The 15,754-nt window shown below is 61.8% G+C and carries 13 protein-coding genes and 2 pseudogenes; 5 read left to right on the forward strand and 10 right to left on the reverse strand.

The window, feature by feature from the left end:
* Nucleotides 1–43 precede the first annotated feature (43 nt).
* From FJ959_RS12705 to FJ959_RS12725, 5 genes are all read right to left on the reverse strand, one after another.
* A complete protein-coding gene (locus tag FJ959_RS12705) occupies nucleotides 44–904 on the reverse strand; it encodes a transporter substrate-binding domain-containing protein (protein WP_140523232.1) in 861 nt (286 codons plus the stop codon).
* The gene (locus FJ959_RS12710) at nucleotides 901–2,487 is read right to left on the reverse strand and encodes an FAD-dependent oxidoreductase (RefSeq protein ID WP_140523234.1); all 1,587 of its coding nucleotides are present in this window, start codon (nucleotides 2,485–2,487) and stop codon (nucleotides 901–903) included. The genes FJ959_RS12705 and FJ959_RS12710 overlap by 4 nt, the downstream gene beginning before the upstream one ends.
* A 69-nt stretch (nucleotides 2,488–2,556) precedes the next feature.
* Nucleotides 2,557–3,507 carry a LysR substrate-binding domain-containing protein gene (locus FJ959_RS12715; RefSeq protein ID WP_224656359.1) on the reverse strand — a complete coding sequence of 317 codons (951 nt, stop codon included), beginning with the start codon at nucleotides 3,505–3,507 and terminating at the stop codon, nucleotides 2,557–2,559.
* A gap of 192 nt (nucleotides 3,508–3,699) precedes the next feature.
* A complete protein-coding gene (locus FJ959_RS12720) occupies nucleotides 3,700–5,238 on the reverse strand; it encodes an FAD-dependent oxidoreductase (RefSeq protein ID WP_140523237.1) in 1,539 nt (512 codons plus the stop codon).
* A gap of 202 nt (nucleotides 5,239–5,440) precedes the next feature.
* Nucleotides 5,441–6,292 carry a transporter substrate-binding domain-containing protein gene (locus FJ959_RS12725; protein ID WP_140523240.1) on the reverse strand — a complete coding sequence of 284 codons (852 nt, stop codon included), beginning with the start codon at nucleotides 6,290–6,292 and terminating at the stop codon, nucleotides 5,441–5,443.
* A gap of 155 nt (nucleotides 6,293–6,447) precedes the next feature.
* Between FJ959_RS12725 and FJ959_RS12730 the strand changes: the two genes are divergently transcribed.
* The 5 genes and pseudogenes from FJ959_RS12730 to FJ959_RS12750 all read left to right on the forward strand — a co-directional run bounded on the left by FJ959_RS12730 (nucleotide 6,448) and on the right by FJ959_RS12750 (nucleotide 10,809).
* The gene (locus tag FJ959_RS12730; protein WP_181165427.1) at nucleotides 6,448–7,368 is read left to right on the forward strand and encodes a LysR substrate-binding domain-containing protein; all 921 of its coding nucleotides are present in this window, start codon (nucleotides 6,448–6,450) and stop codon (nucleotides 7,366–7,368) included.
* Between the two features lie 99 nt (nucleotides 7,369–7,467).
* On the forward strand, nucleotides 7,468–8,754 hold the full coding sequence (locus FJ959_RS12735; protein WP_140523245.1) for an FAD-dependent oxidoreductase: 1,287 nt from the start codon (nucleotides 7,468–7,470) through the stop codon (nucleotides 8,752–8,754).
* A gap of 113 nt (nucleotides 8,755–8,867) precedes the next feature.
* Nucleotides 8,868–9,128 (forward strand): annotated as a pseudogene (locus tag FJ959_RS32225) (DUF1403 family protein); the annotation flags it as partial.
* Between the two features lie 93 nt (nucleotides 9,129–9,221).
* Nucleotides 9,222–9,461: pseudogene (locus tag FJ959_RS12745) on the forward strand (DDE-type integrase/transposase/recombinase); the annotation flags it as partial.
* A gap of 205 nt (nucleotides 9,462–9,666) precedes the next feature.
* Nucleotides 9,667–10,809, forward strand: coding sequence for a GSU2403 family nucleotidyltransferase fold protein (locus FJ959_RS12750; RefSeq protein WP_140560036.1), 1,143 nt, complete (start codon nucleotides 9,667–9,669; stop codon nucleotides 10,807–10,809).
* A gap of 444 nt (nucleotides 10,810–11,253) precedes the next feature.
* Here FJ959_RS12750 and FJ959_RS12755 read toward each other — a convergent pair whose 3' ends face one another.
* From FJ959_RS12755 to FJ959_RS12775, 5 genes are all read right to left on the reverse strand, one after another.
* Nucleotides 11,254–12,168: a polysaccharide deacetylase family protein gene (locus FJ959_RS12755; protein ID WP_140523252.1), complete on the reverse strand. Its 915-nt coding sequence runs from the start codon at nucleotides 12,166–12,168 to the stop codon at nucleotides 11,254–11,256.
* 197 nt (nucleotides 12,169–12,365) lie between these two features.
* Nucleotides 12,366–13,124 (reverse strand): SDR family NAD(P)-dependent oxidoreductase, encoded by a 759-nt coding sequence (locus tag FJ959_RS12760; RefSeq protein ID WP_140581761.1) that lies wholly within the window; start codon nucleotides 13,122–13,124, stop codon nucleotides 12,366–12,368.
* The gene (locus FJ959_RS12765; RefSeq protein WP_181171882.1) at nucleotides 13,121–13,480 is read right to left on the reverse strand and encodes a hypothetical protein; all 360 of its coding nucleotides are present in this window, start codon (nucleotides 13,478–13,480) and stop codon (nucleotides 13,121–13,123) included. The genes FJ959_RS12760 and FJ959_RS12765 overlap by 4 nt, the downstream gene beginning before the upstream one ends.
* Complete coding sequence (locus tag FJ959_RS12770) at nucleotides 13,477–14,646, reverse strand: mandelate racemase/muconate lactonizing enzyme family protein (RefSeq protein ID WP_140581767.1); 1,170 nt, start codon at nucleotides 14,644–14,646, stop codon at nucleotides 13,477–13,479. Before FJ959_RS12770 ends, FJ959_RS12765 begins: the two co-directional genes overlap by 4 nt.
* Before the next feature lie 8 nt (nucleotides 14,647–14,654).
* Complete coding sequence (locus FJ959_RS12775) at nucleotides 14,655–15,731, reverse strand: tartrate dehydrogenase (RefSeq protein WP_140581769.1); 1,077 nt, start codon at nucleotides 15,729–15,731, stop codon at nucleotides 14,655–14,657.
* Between the last annotated feature and the right edge of the window lie 23 nt (nucleotides 15,732–15,754).

Here is a 15,754-nt window from a genome sequence, read left to right on the forward strand (position 1 = left end):
CTCCGGCAGCCGGTCATCGATCAGCGTTTCGCAGAGCATCGGCTCAGTTGCCGCCCTTCAGGTAGCTCGTGTCCCACTCAGCCTTCTTGTGCTGCTCGGCGATCCACTGCGACGGCTTCACCTTCCATTTCTTTTCAAGCTCGACCAGCTTTCCGGACGCTTGCCAGCGATAGGCCATGCCTGCCATGAACACGCCCAAGGCCTTGTCCACTTCCGCCACGGGCACCGCGGCCGCCCAGGGATTGTCGAAGAGAACGGAAACAGGCATCTCATAACCCTTCCACTCGCCCGAAGCGAGGTCGGCCATAATGCTCGCATCGTCATAGACCCAGGCGATGCACTTGCCGGAGCGCAAGGCTTCCTTACCCTCCGTGTTTCCGGTGAAGGCGACGACCTTGGCGTGATATTCCGTCTCCACCAGCTTGTTGTAGTAGACGCCCTGCTTGGCGCAGACCGGCTTGTCGGCGATGTCCTTCCAGTCCTTGATGACACCCTCCTTGGCCAGCAGGGTCGGACCGGACGTCCAATAGGCCGGCTCGATGATGCCGACCGCCTTGCGCCGCTCAGTGGTGTCGTACATGCCGCCGATGATGACGTCGATCTTGCCCTGCTGCAGGAACTGCATGCGGTTGGCGGACGTGACCACGACCGGCTCAAGCTTGACGCCGAGCGCATCGGCTACCGACTGGGCGAGGTCCACCTCGATGCCTTGCATCGAACCATCCGGCGATGGGAAGGACCAGGGCTTGAACGCGCCGAGAACGCCGACACGCACGGCGCCTCGTTCCAGAATCTGCTGCAGATGCGATTCGGCCGCCTGCGCGCTGCTGGCGGGAAGGATCGCACTTGCGGCCAGCGTGACTGCAAGGGCGGCGATGGTTTTCAGTGCTGATCCGATTTTCATGCTTCTACATCTCCCATTTTGTGTGTTGTCGGCTGAATTGGAAGGTCCGATGCGGCGCGGAACGCCGTCTTCTGGTATCGGATGAACCCGTCGATTTCACTGACGGTCCGCTCCGGCGCCCAGCCGACCAGATCGGCAATGGCATCGGCAGCCTCCTCAACCTCGGCGCGGTCGAGATGGCGGCGCCAGGCGAGGCCTGTCCTCGTATAGAGAATACCTTTCAGGTCGCGGGCATGCTCGACCGAAACCGCTGTGCGGAAAGCGGCGCGCCTGCCTTGCGAAAGCGGCCTCGAAATTGCGAACTCCGCACCGCTGTCGCCTGTCTCCGGGATCCGCCTCGCCACGGACTTGCGCGTCGGCTTCAGTTGCTTCTCGACGATCCGCAGCATCTCGCGCCCTGCGCTCAGATGGCTCATGACCGGCCCTGCCGTCATCGCGAAGATACCCGGCCTGCCGGCAGATGCGAGATCGTGGATCTGACGCGTGCGCCGCCCCATCGGCTCGGCTGCATCGAAGGTGAGCGGCCGCACGCCGGCCCAGGTGAATTCGACGTGGCGGCGGCCGAGCCGCAGGCCGGGAAGCATGTGACTGGCTTCCGCAAGCAGGAAATCGATGTCTTCGTTGGTGGCTGCGGCACCGGCGGCGTCGCCGTCGAAAGGCGTCTCCGTCGGCCCGAAATAAAAGCAGTCGTCATGCGAAGGCAGACAATAGAACGGCATACCGCTGCGGTTGATCGTGGCGATGCCGTAGCCGCGATAGGAATCCGGCAGCCTGACCGCGATATGAGCGCCCTTGGTGCCGCGAACAAGGCAGGGCGCTGGCTTGCCGGCGACGGGATTGGCGTTCACCGCGTCCACCCAGGTGCCGGCCATGTTCAGCACGACGGACGCGCGAACCTCGGCCGCTTCCCCCTTACCGTCGCGCAGTTCGACGAGCCAGCCTTCCGGCTTCCTACGTATAACGGAAGCTTCGCAGAACAGGCGTATTTCGGCGCCGTTTCGCTCGGCGTCGAGGGCGGCATCCACGCACAGCCTGTCCGGCCAGTCCATGATGTATTCACGGTAGGTGGCAATCGACCGCAGACTTTCGGGGTCCCGCAGGTCGTTTGCGAATGGCAGGTGGGTTTCGAAATCACTCTTCAGCCGACGATAGGCGAGCGCCGGTTCCGGTGGCCCGAGACGGCGCAGGATGCGGAAACCGAGATCCAAATGCCAGCCGCGGACGGGGCTCTCCGGATAAATCGGAAAGCACATGGTGAAGGGCTTGCACCGTTGCGGGCTCCGCCCGACAAGTTCGGTTCGCGCTTCCATCCCCGCCCGCGCCATGCGCAAGGCCGCGGCGAAGCGCTGCGGATGAAACGCAAAGGTGCGGATCGGGTTGGGCGTTTCGAAATATCGAAGGCCGCAATGCAGGATGCGCGAGGATCGGCTGGAGGCGCCGGCGGCGAAATCGCTCCTGTCGACCAGGAGGACGCTGTAACCCGCTGCGGCCAGTTCTCGCGCCGCGCTCGAACCGTTGATGCCGGCGCCGACCACGACGACATCGTAGTCCCGGCCCTGCATCTCGATAATTCTAGGCGACATTGGCGGCCTGTTTTCCTGGACGGTCGATCACGCCAATAAAGCGCTGATACCGAAATGTTCAAAATAGAATTATCGGCGATTGATATGCGTAGTGTGCATATCGTCCTGGTCCGGCAATTGTCTCAGGATCCGATCGCGCTTTTGCGCCATCAGCTCCAGCAGGGCATCGGCGGCGGGGTTGGGCCCGCGCGACTCCGGGCGCAGCAGGGCAACGTTAAACGGGATCTTCGGCGCGAAGGGGATCAGCCTGACCCGGTCGTCCAACTGCTCGACCGCGGTGTAGGGATCGATGATCGCAATACCGATCCCGTGCTTGACCATTTCATAGGCCGACACCGAAAAGGTCGTCTCATAGGCGGCATCCACCTTGACGCTACTGGACAGCAGCGCCTGATCGAGGAGATGCCGTGCCGAGACGAAGGAAGTCCAGGAAATGAATGGCCCCTGGCGCAGGTCGGCCGGGCCGAGCCGGCTGCGCCCGGCGAGCGGATGATCGCGCGGAACAGCCGCGATATAGGGCGCGTCACTGAAGACTTCGGTCCGGAACCCGGAGCGCTTGAACGGTGTTTCCGCCAGTCCGAAATCAATCTGCTGCGCGGCCGCCCATTCCTCGATCTTGACGGACATGCGCACGTTCAGCGTGACCTTGGTCTTCGGCCAGTTCTTCCTGAAATCGGCCAGCAGATGCGGCACGAAATTGATGCCCAGCGCCGGCATGACCGCAAGGCTGATCTCGCCGCCTTCCCCGCTTGCCAACCGTGCTGCGAAGCTGCTCAACGCGTCCAGCGAGACATAGGCTCGCTCGATCTCGTCGAGTAACAGGTGTGCCACGGTGGTCGGCGTGATCAGGCCCCTGCGGCGCTCGAAAAGCGAAACGCCAAGCTCGTATTCCAGCTTGTCGAGAAGCCGGCTGACGGCCGGCTGGCTGCGCCCCAGCAATTCGGCCGCGCCGCTGACGGTGCCGGTGAGCATGACGGCGCGAAATGCCGAGTAGTGCAGAAGGTTCAACGTACTTGTCATGGCGCACCGGTCTTCCCCGGACTCCCTGCAAAGCCATTCGTCCCGTAATCGCGATTCCCGCGATCGCGTACCGGCTGTGTAGCATCTATCCATCAGCAGGCTGTCATTATCTTTGACGGCTTCAAGGCGCGGACTGTCCTGCAAAGAGGGCATGAAACACTGCCTCTGGTGGCAGGTGGGCCCGATATTGGGTCAAGCGGGCGGATCAATGTGCAGCCGATGGGCGATAGCCTCCCGGGCGGAAGCAGCCTCCTGCCGCTTCCTCTGCGCCGACCATGAGCGCGCCTTGGCAAGCACCTCGGCTGCCAGGTCTACGTCTTCGCCAAGCGGGTCGTCGTTCCAGACGAGGCCGCTGCGGCGTACCAGCAGATCGTCGATGGTCTCGGCATGCTCGCTCTCCACGCCCCGTTGCATGATCGAAAGCTTGTCCTCGCGTGAGCTGTTCCCGGTTTCGCGCGGAACGCTCCTGGAAGCGAAATCCGGCTGCTGGCTCGGCCGTGACGGTGCCAGTCCCTTGCCCAGTGCCGTCAATGCGAGCTGCCCTGCCGAGCGATGGCTCATGATCGGCCCTGCCGTCATGGCGAACAGGTTGGGCGCTCCTTCAGGACCGAAGTCATGCAGTTGCCGCGAACGTGCGCCCATGGGCTGCGCCGGATCGTAAGTGAGCGGCCGCACGCCCGCCCAGCCATAGAGAATGTCGGACCGCCTGATATCGAGCGTCGGCAGGAGATGATTGGCTTCGCCGAGCAGGAACTCGAAATCCTCCTCGGTCGGATGGATGTCGTCGGGATCGCCGTCATACAACGTTTCGGTCGGTCCGAAATAATGCAGGCCACGCCACGGGATACAGTACAGCCCCTCATTCAGCCGGTTGAGCGTTGCGATGCCGAAACGGCTGCATTCGGGCGGCAGGCGGACCACGATATGCACGCCCTTGGTGCCGGTGATGCGACGACCGATCCGCCCAGCCTCGACGCGCGCATTAATGCGGTCGATCCATATCCCGCCCATGTTGAAAACACTGCGCGCGACGACGTGAACGGGCCGGGCGGCAGCATCCAGCGTATCGCCGAGCTCCAGCTGCCACAGATCGCCCTGCTGCGCCGCATGGGTGACTTCGGTATAGTTGCGTACCGACGCACCCAGACGCTGCGCTTCCAGCACCGCATCCACCACCACCCGTTCGGGCCAGTCGAACTGGTATTCGTCGAACATGGCGACCGACTGGAGCGCCTGCTTGTCGCGCAGATGCTGGAGAAGCGGCATCTGCGCGACTTCTGCGCCCGATAACCGGCGGTAATTCAGCGGCACCTCGCGGCCGCCCAGGGATTTCAGGATGCGGAACGCCGCATCGATCTGCCACCCGCTATAAGGGCCTCCACGGTAGACGGGAAAGCAGAACCTCATGGAGCGTATACGGTCGGGCGTGTCGCGGACGAATTGCGCCCGTGACTGCATCGCCGCCCGGGCCATCCGGCACGCGGTCAGGAAGCGCTGCGGCTGGCGCACGAATTCCCAGACGGATTTTCCGGGCGCGAGATAACGCAGACCACAATGAAGGAGCCGCGAAGACCGTCCGCTGGCGCCGGCGGCGAAATCACTCTTGTCGACGAGCAGCACCGAATAGCCGGCAGCACTGAGGCAACGCGCTGTTTCGGCGCCGTTGATGCCGGCACCAACGATGGCGACGTCGAAGACTGATCCGGAAAGTTCATCGAGTGAAAGGCGCATGATATCCCTGCTTGTTTGCAACTATGGATCCGCTTGGCGCAGGCGCCCGCGCCGGGCCGATCGAACCAAGAGTTGAAAAAAATCGACCGGAGGACCGCGTCCACCGGTCTCAAAATGGAGCTTTTCCGTCTCCGGCCGGCGGCTCGACAAAGGCTGTCTGTCGACCGCCAATCGGCCTGGCGGCGCGCCTGTCGCGTTGAGACTACTGGCTGTCCATTTTCGTGTTGTCAGCCTCAAGCAGCTTTTCGTGTTCGGCTTCGAACCACGGATCCGCGACCACTTTCCATTTCTCGGCAAGTTCGATGAGCTTGCCGGAGGCATGCCAGCCATGGCTCATGCCGGTCATGAATTTTCCCCAGATGCCGTCGCGCTCCTCCAGTGGAACGCCTGCCGCCCAATAGCTGTGATAACGGGATTTCAGGGGCATTTCGTAACCATCCCAGCCTTCGGTTCTCAACGACTGCTGGATCGCCGTATCGTCCGACAGCCACGCTGCGCATTTGCCGCTGCGCAGGGCCTGTTTGGTTTCCGTATTGCCGGAAAAGGAAATGATCTTGGCGTCATAGGCCTGAGCGATCACGGTATTGTAGAAAAGGCCTTGCTTGGCGCAAAGCGGCTTGCCGCTGAGATCCTCCCAACTCTTGATCAGTCCGGCCTTGGCCATGACATTGGCGCCCGATACCCAATAGGCTGGCTGCACCATCCCGACGACCTTGCGTCGCTCCGGCAGGTCGGACATCGCCCCGAGGATGAGGTCGATCCTTCCCTGCTGCAGGAGTTGCATGCGGTTGGCGGATTCGATCTGAACCAGTTCCAGCTTGACGCCCAGCTTTTCGGCGACATCCGCAGCGAGATCAGGCTCGATCCCGACGAGCCTGCCATCGGGGTCACGATAGGACCAGGGCGGATAGGCACCCTGCACTCCGACCCGCAGCGTGCCGCGTTCAAGGACTTCCTTGAAGCGATCATTGGCCGCGTCCGCCTTTGCGGCAACTCCCGCAAGGACCGCGCCAGCCACGACGGCGATCGACGTGAACTTCACCCATAAATCCATTGCCCAATCCTCCCATTGCAATTATTGGCGACAAATGTCGCGGTCCGGCGATTGGTCACCGCCTCATCAATCGGACTTCGCGCCGATCCCATTGTCAAATAAGGGGAATTATGGACGCTATGCAGTTCCGTTATAGGCTGCAAAGGAGAGGCGGCTTGAACATCAGGCAACTCGAAGCCTTCAAGGCAACGATGACTGCAAAGACCACCATCGGGGCCGCGGAGCTTCTCGGCGTTTCCCAGCCGGCCGTAAGCCGGCTTCTGGGTCAATTGGAAACATCTTTGTCAGTGACCCTGTTCGACCGGTCCGGCGGGCACCTCAATCCCACGCCGGAAGCCCTCCTGCTGCATGAGGAGGTTCTTCGTGCCTTCGTGTCGATCGACAAAATCCGCGAGATCGCCCGCGAAATGCAGGTCGCCAATTCCGGGATGGTCTCGGCGGCGTCGCTGCCGATGCTGGCAATGGACTTCATGCCTTCGGCGATCGCCCGCTTCACGGCAAGCCGGCCGGAGAGCCGCATTTCGCTGCGTATCCAGATGTCGCCGCGCATAGAAGAACTCGTCGCCAGCCAGCTTGTGGATGTCGGCATCGCCGAATATCCCTTCGACCGCTCCGGCATCGAAATCGAGGAATTCTGCTCCGCGCATTATCTGATGGCGGTTCCAAGCCATCATCGGCTGGCGCAGAAGGCACGGCTGACGCCGGAAGATTTACGCGACGAACGCTATATCTCCATCACCCACAATCATCTGGGGAGGCAACTCGCCGACCAGATTTTCGACCGCTACGGCGTTAAGCGCCGCATTGTCCTTGAAGCCCAGCTTTTTAGCACCATCGCCAACATGGTGGCCAAGGGGCTGGGAATCGGATTGATCGACCCCTTCACGGCGTTCGATTTTCGCGAGCATCCGGGAGTGCGCTCCATTCCCTTCGAGCCCGCGGTCAGCCTGCGTCTCGGCATGCTTTATCCGACACACCGTTCCCCCTCGCGCGTCGCGCGCGAATTCATTTCCAGCCTCAAGGCATCGCGCCGCGATGTCCTGCGTCAGATCGACGATATCTTCCACCGCAATTGAAGCCGGGCGCGCATCTATGCCGATCCGGCATAGCCCTATGCCACGCGCGGCTGCCTTCTCCTGTTATTGTCGCGGCGAAGGATCGGGCAAGGAACATAGATGGGCACCTTTCAAACGGACGTGGCCATTGTCGGTGGAGGAATTGTCGGCTGCTCGACCGCTCTTTCCCTAGCCCGCAAAGGGAGGTCGGTAACAATCTTCGAGCGCGGCAAGATCGCTTCCGAACAATCCAGCCGTGCCTGGGGTTTCATCCGCCGGCAAGGACGGCATGAAGCCGAGCTGCCGCTCGCGGTCGAAGCCTTGGAACTGTGGGCGGACTTGACCTCGAGATACGGCACACAGGCGACGCAGTTCACCCGCAGCGGAATCCTGGTCCCCGCGGAAACCGCTGCCGATGAGGATCGGATCCGCAGCGGCCACGATATTGCGCGCAGCTTCGGCCTTTCGACGCGCCTGCTGGATGCCGCGGACGTTCGTCAGACAATCCCCGAATTGGCTGGGCAATGGCGCGGCGGACTTTTCACCGCCGACGACGCCCATGCCGATCCGGCTCTTTCGACCCGGACCATCGCGGCTGCGGCACGCGAAGCCGGAGTCACTATCCTGGAAGATACACCGGTTTTCCGGCTCGACCTCGACAGGCAGGACAGACCGAGGCTCCTGGCGTCTAACGGGATCTTCGAAGCAAAAACCGTCGTTTTGGCAAACGGCATCGGCGCACCGGTGCTGGCCGCTTCGGCCGGCCTGCACCTGCCTATCCAGATCGTCAAATCCTCCGTCGGCCGCACCCGGAAGGCAGCACCCTTCACCCGCATCGCGATGTGGGGTCCCCGCGTTGCATTCCGCCCCTCTATGGGCGGCGATTTCATTATCGGTAACGGCTATCGCGGCATGGGAGTCGATTACGAAATCACCGTCGACTCATTTCGCTGCATGCGCCATTTCATACCCGCCTATCGCAACAACTGGCGTCAACTGCACCTCAGCATCGGAGCCGATTTCCGTCATCAATTAGCCGCGCGCTTCAGCCGCCGCAATGCCGTGCAGGCGCTGCCGGAGCCGAAGCCCAATATGCGCAAGGTGATGGCCAACCTTGCTGGCTTCCGGCAGATCTTTCCGCATCTGAATACGATCGAACTGCAGAACGCCTGGGCCGGCAGGCTGGATATCACGCCCGACGTCATTCCAATCATCGATCGGCCCAAGCCAGAGCTCGAACTCTTCGTGGCGGCCGGCTTCAGCGGCCACGGCTTTGCGCTTGGACCTTCCATCGGCAAACAACTCGGCGAATGGGTCACACAGGGCAGCCCCTCGATCAATCTTTCCGCCTTTGCTCTTTCCCGGTTCGAAAAGGGCATCGTTCACAAAGCGCAACAGGCGCTTTGAGATCGTGTTCGTTCACGCGGCCTCGCCTTAGACTTAACGGCGGAGCCGGGCTTGACGGACTTGTCAGACAGGCCGGAGCCGAGCTCACCGCGATAGGAAGCGCGGCCGGCAGCATGCGGCTCGCCGGCCGCGCCGAGGACGCCCTGCGCGACCCCTGGTACCTGCGCCCGGCCGGCGCCGATCCCGGCCCCGCCGGCGCGGTTCTTGGCGCCTGGCGGCAGCTGTCCGTGCAGCCGCCCGCTGGCAGCGCCGACCGACTCGAAAAGATCGTCGACCAGCTCGGGCTCCATTGCCACCGCGCGGCGCTCGCCGACCTTTGCACGGAGATCGAAAAACTGGCGGGATCGCAGCGGCCGGTGCCGTTCGCTGCAACGGCAATCGCCGCCCGCGTCGCCGCGATTCGGCCCGACCTCGAGCTTTTGGCCTGGTGCTTGCCGACCTGGTGCTGGCAGCACCAGCCCACCCTGGAGGCTGTCGTTTCCTGTGACAACTCAAATCGCTTGCAGTATCGTTCCCGGCGTCGGCTAAAGCCGATCCGGACCCGCAAGAGTAAATACCTGAGTAACCGGATCGAACAGGACCATCGGCGCATCAAGCGCCGCATCGGGTCAATGCTCGGCTTCAAATCACCGGGATCAGCCGCGATCATCCTAAACGGCATCAAAATGGTTCACATGATCAGCGGCGGTCACGCGGTGCCTGATTGATCGGCGCGGCTCCAGCATCGTTGGCGGTAGCATTGGCCAAAGCCGGGCGCATCGATCGCCATGTGTGGCATGACGGGTCTGCGTGAACCCTGGATGATGCGGCGGCGTTATAAGATTTCTGCAACTGTCTTATAACCACCGCTTGCGTCGCTTGAGTTCATCCTGTTATAAGAGAAACTCATTTTTCTTATAACGGAGCCGGCGCATGAAGACGGTCGATCTCGTTTATCGCACGATGTATGCGGAACTCGTTCAGCGCTGCCTTGGTGCATCGTTCGAAACCGACTTCTCAACGGCGGGAAATTTCGTTCGGGTTCCGGTGAAGGGGCGGGATTATTGGTATTTTGAGGAGACCCAACCCAAGAAGACGCGGAAGTATGTCGGCCCGTCCGATGATCCCGAGATCGCGAAACGCGTTGCAGCCTTCCAAGAGATCAAGGAAGACCTCCGCGGGCGACGGAAACTCGTCTCCACGCTGACTCGCCAAGCAGGGCTGACTGCACCGGACCGGTTCACTGGCGATGTCGTTGGAGCAATGGGAGCAGCAGGAATCTTCCGCCTGAGAGGCGTGCTCGTCGGTACGGTTGCCTTCCAGACGTATGCGGGACATCTCGGCGTGAGATTGCCCGGTGCCTCATTGCAAACCGGCGATGCCGATTTCGCGCAGCACTACTCGATCTCCTCGTCAGTCGACGACAGCCGGCCGCCGATCTTGGAAATCTTGAGAGAGATTGACCCGACCTTCAGGGAGATCCCGCACAGATCGGATCCCGCACACGCGACGCAATTCGAGAATGCAACGAGATACAAGGTCGAATTCCTCACGCCGAACCGGGGATCCGATCACTACACCGACCATGCCACTCCGATGCCAGCACTGGGCGGAGCTTCGGCGCAGCCCTTGCGTTTCCTTGATTTCCTCATCCACGAGCCCATCCGGACCGTGATGCTGCATCGGTCAGGGGTGCCTGTAACCGTGCCGTCGCCGGAACGCTATGCAGTTCACAAGCTCATCGTCGCCTCTCGCAGGCAATCAGATGCAAACGGCGTCGCCAAGCGCGAAAAGGACGTCTATCAGGCCAGCCTCCTTATCGAGGCACTGGAGGCCACCCGTCGCCAGGACGACCTTGCAACAGCGTTCGCGGAAGCGTGGGGCAGGGGGCAGCACTGGCGCGAGGCGATGCTGAAGGGGCTGAGCCTGATGCCGCCGAAGAAACGACAGGAAGTTGAGGAGACAGTCAGAAAGGCCCTTGTCGAGATCGGCGAGGAGTTGGACGGCTTCAACTCGGCCGTGAAGTCGTCGCCAGAAAAAAGTGCGACCCGAAAGCCGCCCTGTCGCTTGGACTGAGGAATATCCTCGTTGATCAGGATCGCGTACGAGGGAATATACCGTAGCTGAGGTCTGTTCGCCGTGTTCGTCTAAAACAAGGCACTAAGGAACTATAAGCTGGATTGCCTCGGGCGATCGCTTGCCTACCTGGCCAATACGGTAAAGAACCCTGCCTGACCAGCCGGAAAAGTGCGTAGATCGCACCACGACCGCAGCGGCCGTATGGTGGTTTTGCGTCTTCACCACGCTGGCGAGTTGGAGCGCGACCTGACCCGTGAATGCGCCAGCTGGTCTTCCTACCGCCAGAGCACGCGGCCGCAAAGGCGGACGGAAATTAGCGCTCACCAAAGCGCGGATACGCCTCGCCCAAGCTGCCACGGGCCCGCCAGTTCCGCAATAGCATTCCGAACAGCCCGATCGACGAGAATGCTGCGCTTCGGTGGAGACGAGCGTTTGCTTTTTTCAACCCATAGCCGTGCCAGACAGCTCTACCGACCCTGCGGGGAGCCGCGCAAAAGTGTACCAATTATAGATCTGCTCGCCCGTCCAGAATGCCACGTCGCGATGAGAGGAGATATAATCCAGCAATTCCTCCAGATAGCCAATCCGATGCGGAACACCGCTAAGATAAGGATGGACGCTGATGGACATGATCCGGGGCGAGGTCGCGCTCTCCCGATACAGCCGGTCGAACTGGCGCTTGCCGCGCTCGAGCAGTTCCGCCGACGAGTGCTGCGCCACAGCCATTATTGCGACATCGTTAATCTCCACCGTATAGGGGAGTGTCACCAGCCGGCCGGCCGTCGTCTTCAGTTCGCAAGGCAGGTCGTCCATTACCCAATCGGCGACGTACCGAATTCCTTCTTCAGCGAGGATGTCGGCCGTGTCCGAGGTCTCCGTAAGCCCTGGGCTTTCCCATCCCACCGGCGGCTTACCGGAAATCTTGGACAGCGCGCCGATTGTGCGCCGAATTGCAACGCGCTGGTCTTCGAGGTTGTGCATCGGCCCTTGGAGCCAACCGTGACCCATCAGTTCCCATCCGGCGTCGTGCGCGGCATGCGCGATCCTGGGATAGACCTCGCACACTGATCCATTGATGGCCAACGTCGGAACAATTGTTCGGGATGTCAGGCTCTCGTGGATGCGCCAGAAGCCGACCCGCATGCCGTATTCGTGCCACGACCAATTCGGAATATCGGGTAGCATCGGCATGCCCATCGGCGGCGGCAAGACGGTGCGCGGCATCGGCCGCCTCGCGTCCCAATGTTCGACATTGACGATCAGCCACACCGGCATCCTGACGCCGTCAGGCAATTTCAGCGGCTGTCTATCGACGATGGCCTGGTAGTCTATTCGTTCGCGAGGGCTCAGCGGCATGCGACGGTCCTAAGGGCTTGGAACGCACTTGGATTGATCAGCTTCATAGGGTGACTCGCCGTCAACCCAGTCGCACCACCAGTGGGCCGATACGTATAGACCTCCACCACGCCGCCGCCAAGCGGATGCAACGTGGGGCGCCTTGGCTTGGCACAAAGGACGACCAGTTGCACAAGCAAGCAGACGCATGATGATGTTTAGCCTTGTTTGATCGTCAGCCCGCCGTCTACCAGCAAAGTCTGGCCCGTCACGTATCGCGCTGCGTCGGAAGCCAGAAACAGGATTACATCCGCCACCTCGTCGGGTTCGCCGATGCGACGCAATGGAATGGAAGGAGCCTGAGCCACCAGCCGCGCTTCACCCATCGAGTGCTCCTCGGAGAGGGATTGTGCCGTGCGGATGAAACCGGGCGCGACGCCGTTGACGCGGATCCCGTCGCCGCCCAACTCGGCGGCCAAGCCTCGCACCAAACCCAGAACGCCGGCTTTGGCGGCGGAATAATGGACATGTTCGGCCCAGCCATAGCTCATGCCTGAAATCGACGATACCGCCACGATGGCGCCTTTGCGACGCTCTCGCATGCGCGGCGTGGCAGCGCGTGCCATCCGGAACACGCCTTTTAGGTCGATGTCGACTGTGATGTCCCACTTGGCATCGCTCATCTGCGCCAGCGGCACCTTGTGGGCGATACCCGCATTGGCCACCACGACGTCCACGCCGCCATACTGCTTGTCGATTTCTCCCACGACGTCGTTGACCTGATCCGATCTGGTCACATCGAGTTTGCGGAAATAAGCATCCCCGCCGCCCGCCTTGATCTCTTCGGCCACCTGCTTGCCTTCGGTCTCGAGAATGTCGGTCACGCAGATTCTGTAGCCAACCCTGGCGAAAGCGAGGGCCGTGGCGCGGCCAATGCCGATGCCGGCGCCGCTGATGATTACGGTAGGCTTGGTCATGACGATCTCCCGGACACTGCGTGGTTCGATGCGATTGTGGACATGCGCATCACTCGATGACGGCCGATCTTGCCGTGTTCCAGCGAAAGAAACACCGCAAGGATGAGAATTAGGCCGGTGATGATCTTCTGCTTCTCGGACCACATGCCGAGAATGATCAGGCCATTGCCCCGCATGGCGATTATGAGGGCGGATATCACACTGAGTTCGAAGGAGGTTGCGGCTGTCGGCGTCGCCGCACCCAATCTTGCGGCGACGACGCGCGAAGTCACCGAAGCAGTCTGCAACGCCATAGGCGGGTGCAACGTCCTGACAGGCTGAAAACCGTCGTTCGGCACGGCCGGCGTCTCGCTCACGGCTGGTGCAATTGTCGGAACAGCTTGAACAGTTCGGCTTTCTTCTCGAAGCCGACACCGGGAACATCGGGTAACCCGACATAGCCATCTTCGACCGCGATGTCGTCGGCGAAGCCGCCAAAGGGCTGGAAAACGTCGGGATAGGATTCGTTGCCGCCCAGATGCAGCCCTGCGGCAATGTTGAGCGACATCTGGTGTCCGCCATGCGGCACCACGCGTCGTGACGACCAGCCAAGCGCCTTCATCACCTCCAGCGTGCGCAGGTATTCCACCAGGCCATAGGAGAGGGCACAGTCGAACTGAAGATAGTCGCGGTCGGGCCGCATGCCGCCGTAGCGCAAGAGGTTGCGCGCATCCTGGTGCGAGAACAGGTTCTCGCCTGTCGCCATCGGCCCACCGTAGTGGTTCGCCAGTTCCGTCTGCAACGCATAGTCCAGCGGATCGCCGGCCTCCTCGTACCAGAACAGGCCGTATGGCTGCATCGCCTTGGCATAGGCGACGGCGGTCTTCAGGTCGAAGCGTCCGTTGGCATCGACAGCCAGATACTGGCCCCCACCGACCACCTCCAGCACGGCCTCGATGCGGCGCAGATCCTCATCCAGGGGCACGGCGCCGATCTTCATCTTCACGACCTTGTAGCCGAGGTCGAGATAGCCCCGCATCTCCGCCTGAAGCTTCGAGTGATCCTTGCCGGGATAATAGTAGCCGCCTGCCGCGTAGACCCAAACTTTCTCGTCCGCCACGCCCGCCCGGTAACGGTCCGCCAGCAGGCGCCACAGCGGGACGCCGGCGACCTTGGCGACGGCATCCCAGACGGCCATGTCGATGGTGCCCACCGCCACGGACCGTTCGCCGTGGCCTCCGGGCTTCTCGTTGGTCATCAGCGTCTTCCAGATGGCGAACGGGTCAAGGTTGTCGTTCTCATGGTCGATCAGCGTTTCGGGATCGGCCTCGAGGACGCGCGCGAGGAAACGGTCGCGCATCAGCGCGCCCTGTCCGTAGCGGCCATTCGAATTGAAGCCGTAGCCAACCACCGGCTTGCCGTCACGCACGACGTCGGTGATCACGGCGACGGCCGAGCAGGTCATCTTCGAAAAGTCGATATAGGCGTTGGCGATGGGGGAGGCGATCGAGACGGTCTTTTCCCTGATGTCGACGATGCGCATGCTTGGTCCTATCCTTCGAGTGCCTCCGCCACCGCCTTGCCGCAGGTGACGGTATCGGCCTTGCCCCCGAGATCGCCGGTGCGGGTGGCTTCGCTCTTCAGCGTGGCTTCGATGGCTTCCACGATCGCGCGGCCAGCCTCCTCGTGACCAAGATGGTCGAGCATCATGGCGGCCGTCCAGATCTGTCCGATCGGATTGGCGATGCCTTTCCCGGCGATGTCCGGAGCCGAGCCGTGTACCGGCTCGAACAGCGACGGAAAGCGGCCTTCCGGGTTGATGTTGGCCGACGGGGCGATGCCGATCGTGCCGGTGCAGGCGGGTCCGAGATCCGAGAGAATGTCGCCGAACAGGTTCGATGCCACCACAACGTCGAAACGGTTCGGATTGAGCACGAAATGGGCTGCCAGAATATCGATGTGGTACTTGTCCCAAGAGACATCCGGGTATTGGGCGGCCATCGCCTCGACGCGCTCGTCCCAATACGGCATGGTGATCGAGATGCCGTTGGATTTGGTGGCCGATGTGAGGTGCTTGCGCGGACGCTTCTGCGCCAGATCGAACGCATAACGCAGGATGCGATCGACGCCGACGCGCGACATCACGGTTTCCTGGATGACAATCTCGCGCTCCGTGCCCGGATACATCCGGCCGCCGATAGATGAATATTCGCCCTCGGTGTTCTCGCGCACGACGTAGAAATCAATATCGCCGGGCTTGCGGTTGGCGAGCGGCGACGGCACGCCCGGCATCAACCGGACGGGGCGCAGGTTGACGTATTGGTCGAACTCGCGGCGAAACTGCAGCAGCGATCCCCAAAGCGAGATATGGTCGGGAACCATGGCCGGCCAGCCCACCGCGCCGAAGAAGATGGCATCATGGTTTCCGATCCGGGACTTCCAGTCCTCCGGCATCATGCGGCCATGCCTGGCATGGTAATCGCACGACGCAAAGTCGAAATGGTCGAACTGTAGGTCGATGCCGAAGCGCCTTGCCGCCACTTCCAGTACACGAAGTCCCTCGGGGACGACCTCCTTGCCGATCCCGTCACCGGGAATGACCGCGATCCTGTGCTTCTTTGCTGACATCATGGTTCCTCGGCTGCAGGAAT

This window comes from Mesorhizobium sp. B2-2-4, from assembly GCF_006442375.1.
In the GTDB taxonomy this organism is placed as follows: Bacteria; Pseudomonadota; Alphaproteobacteria; order Rhizobiales; family Rhizobiaceae; genus Mesorhizobium.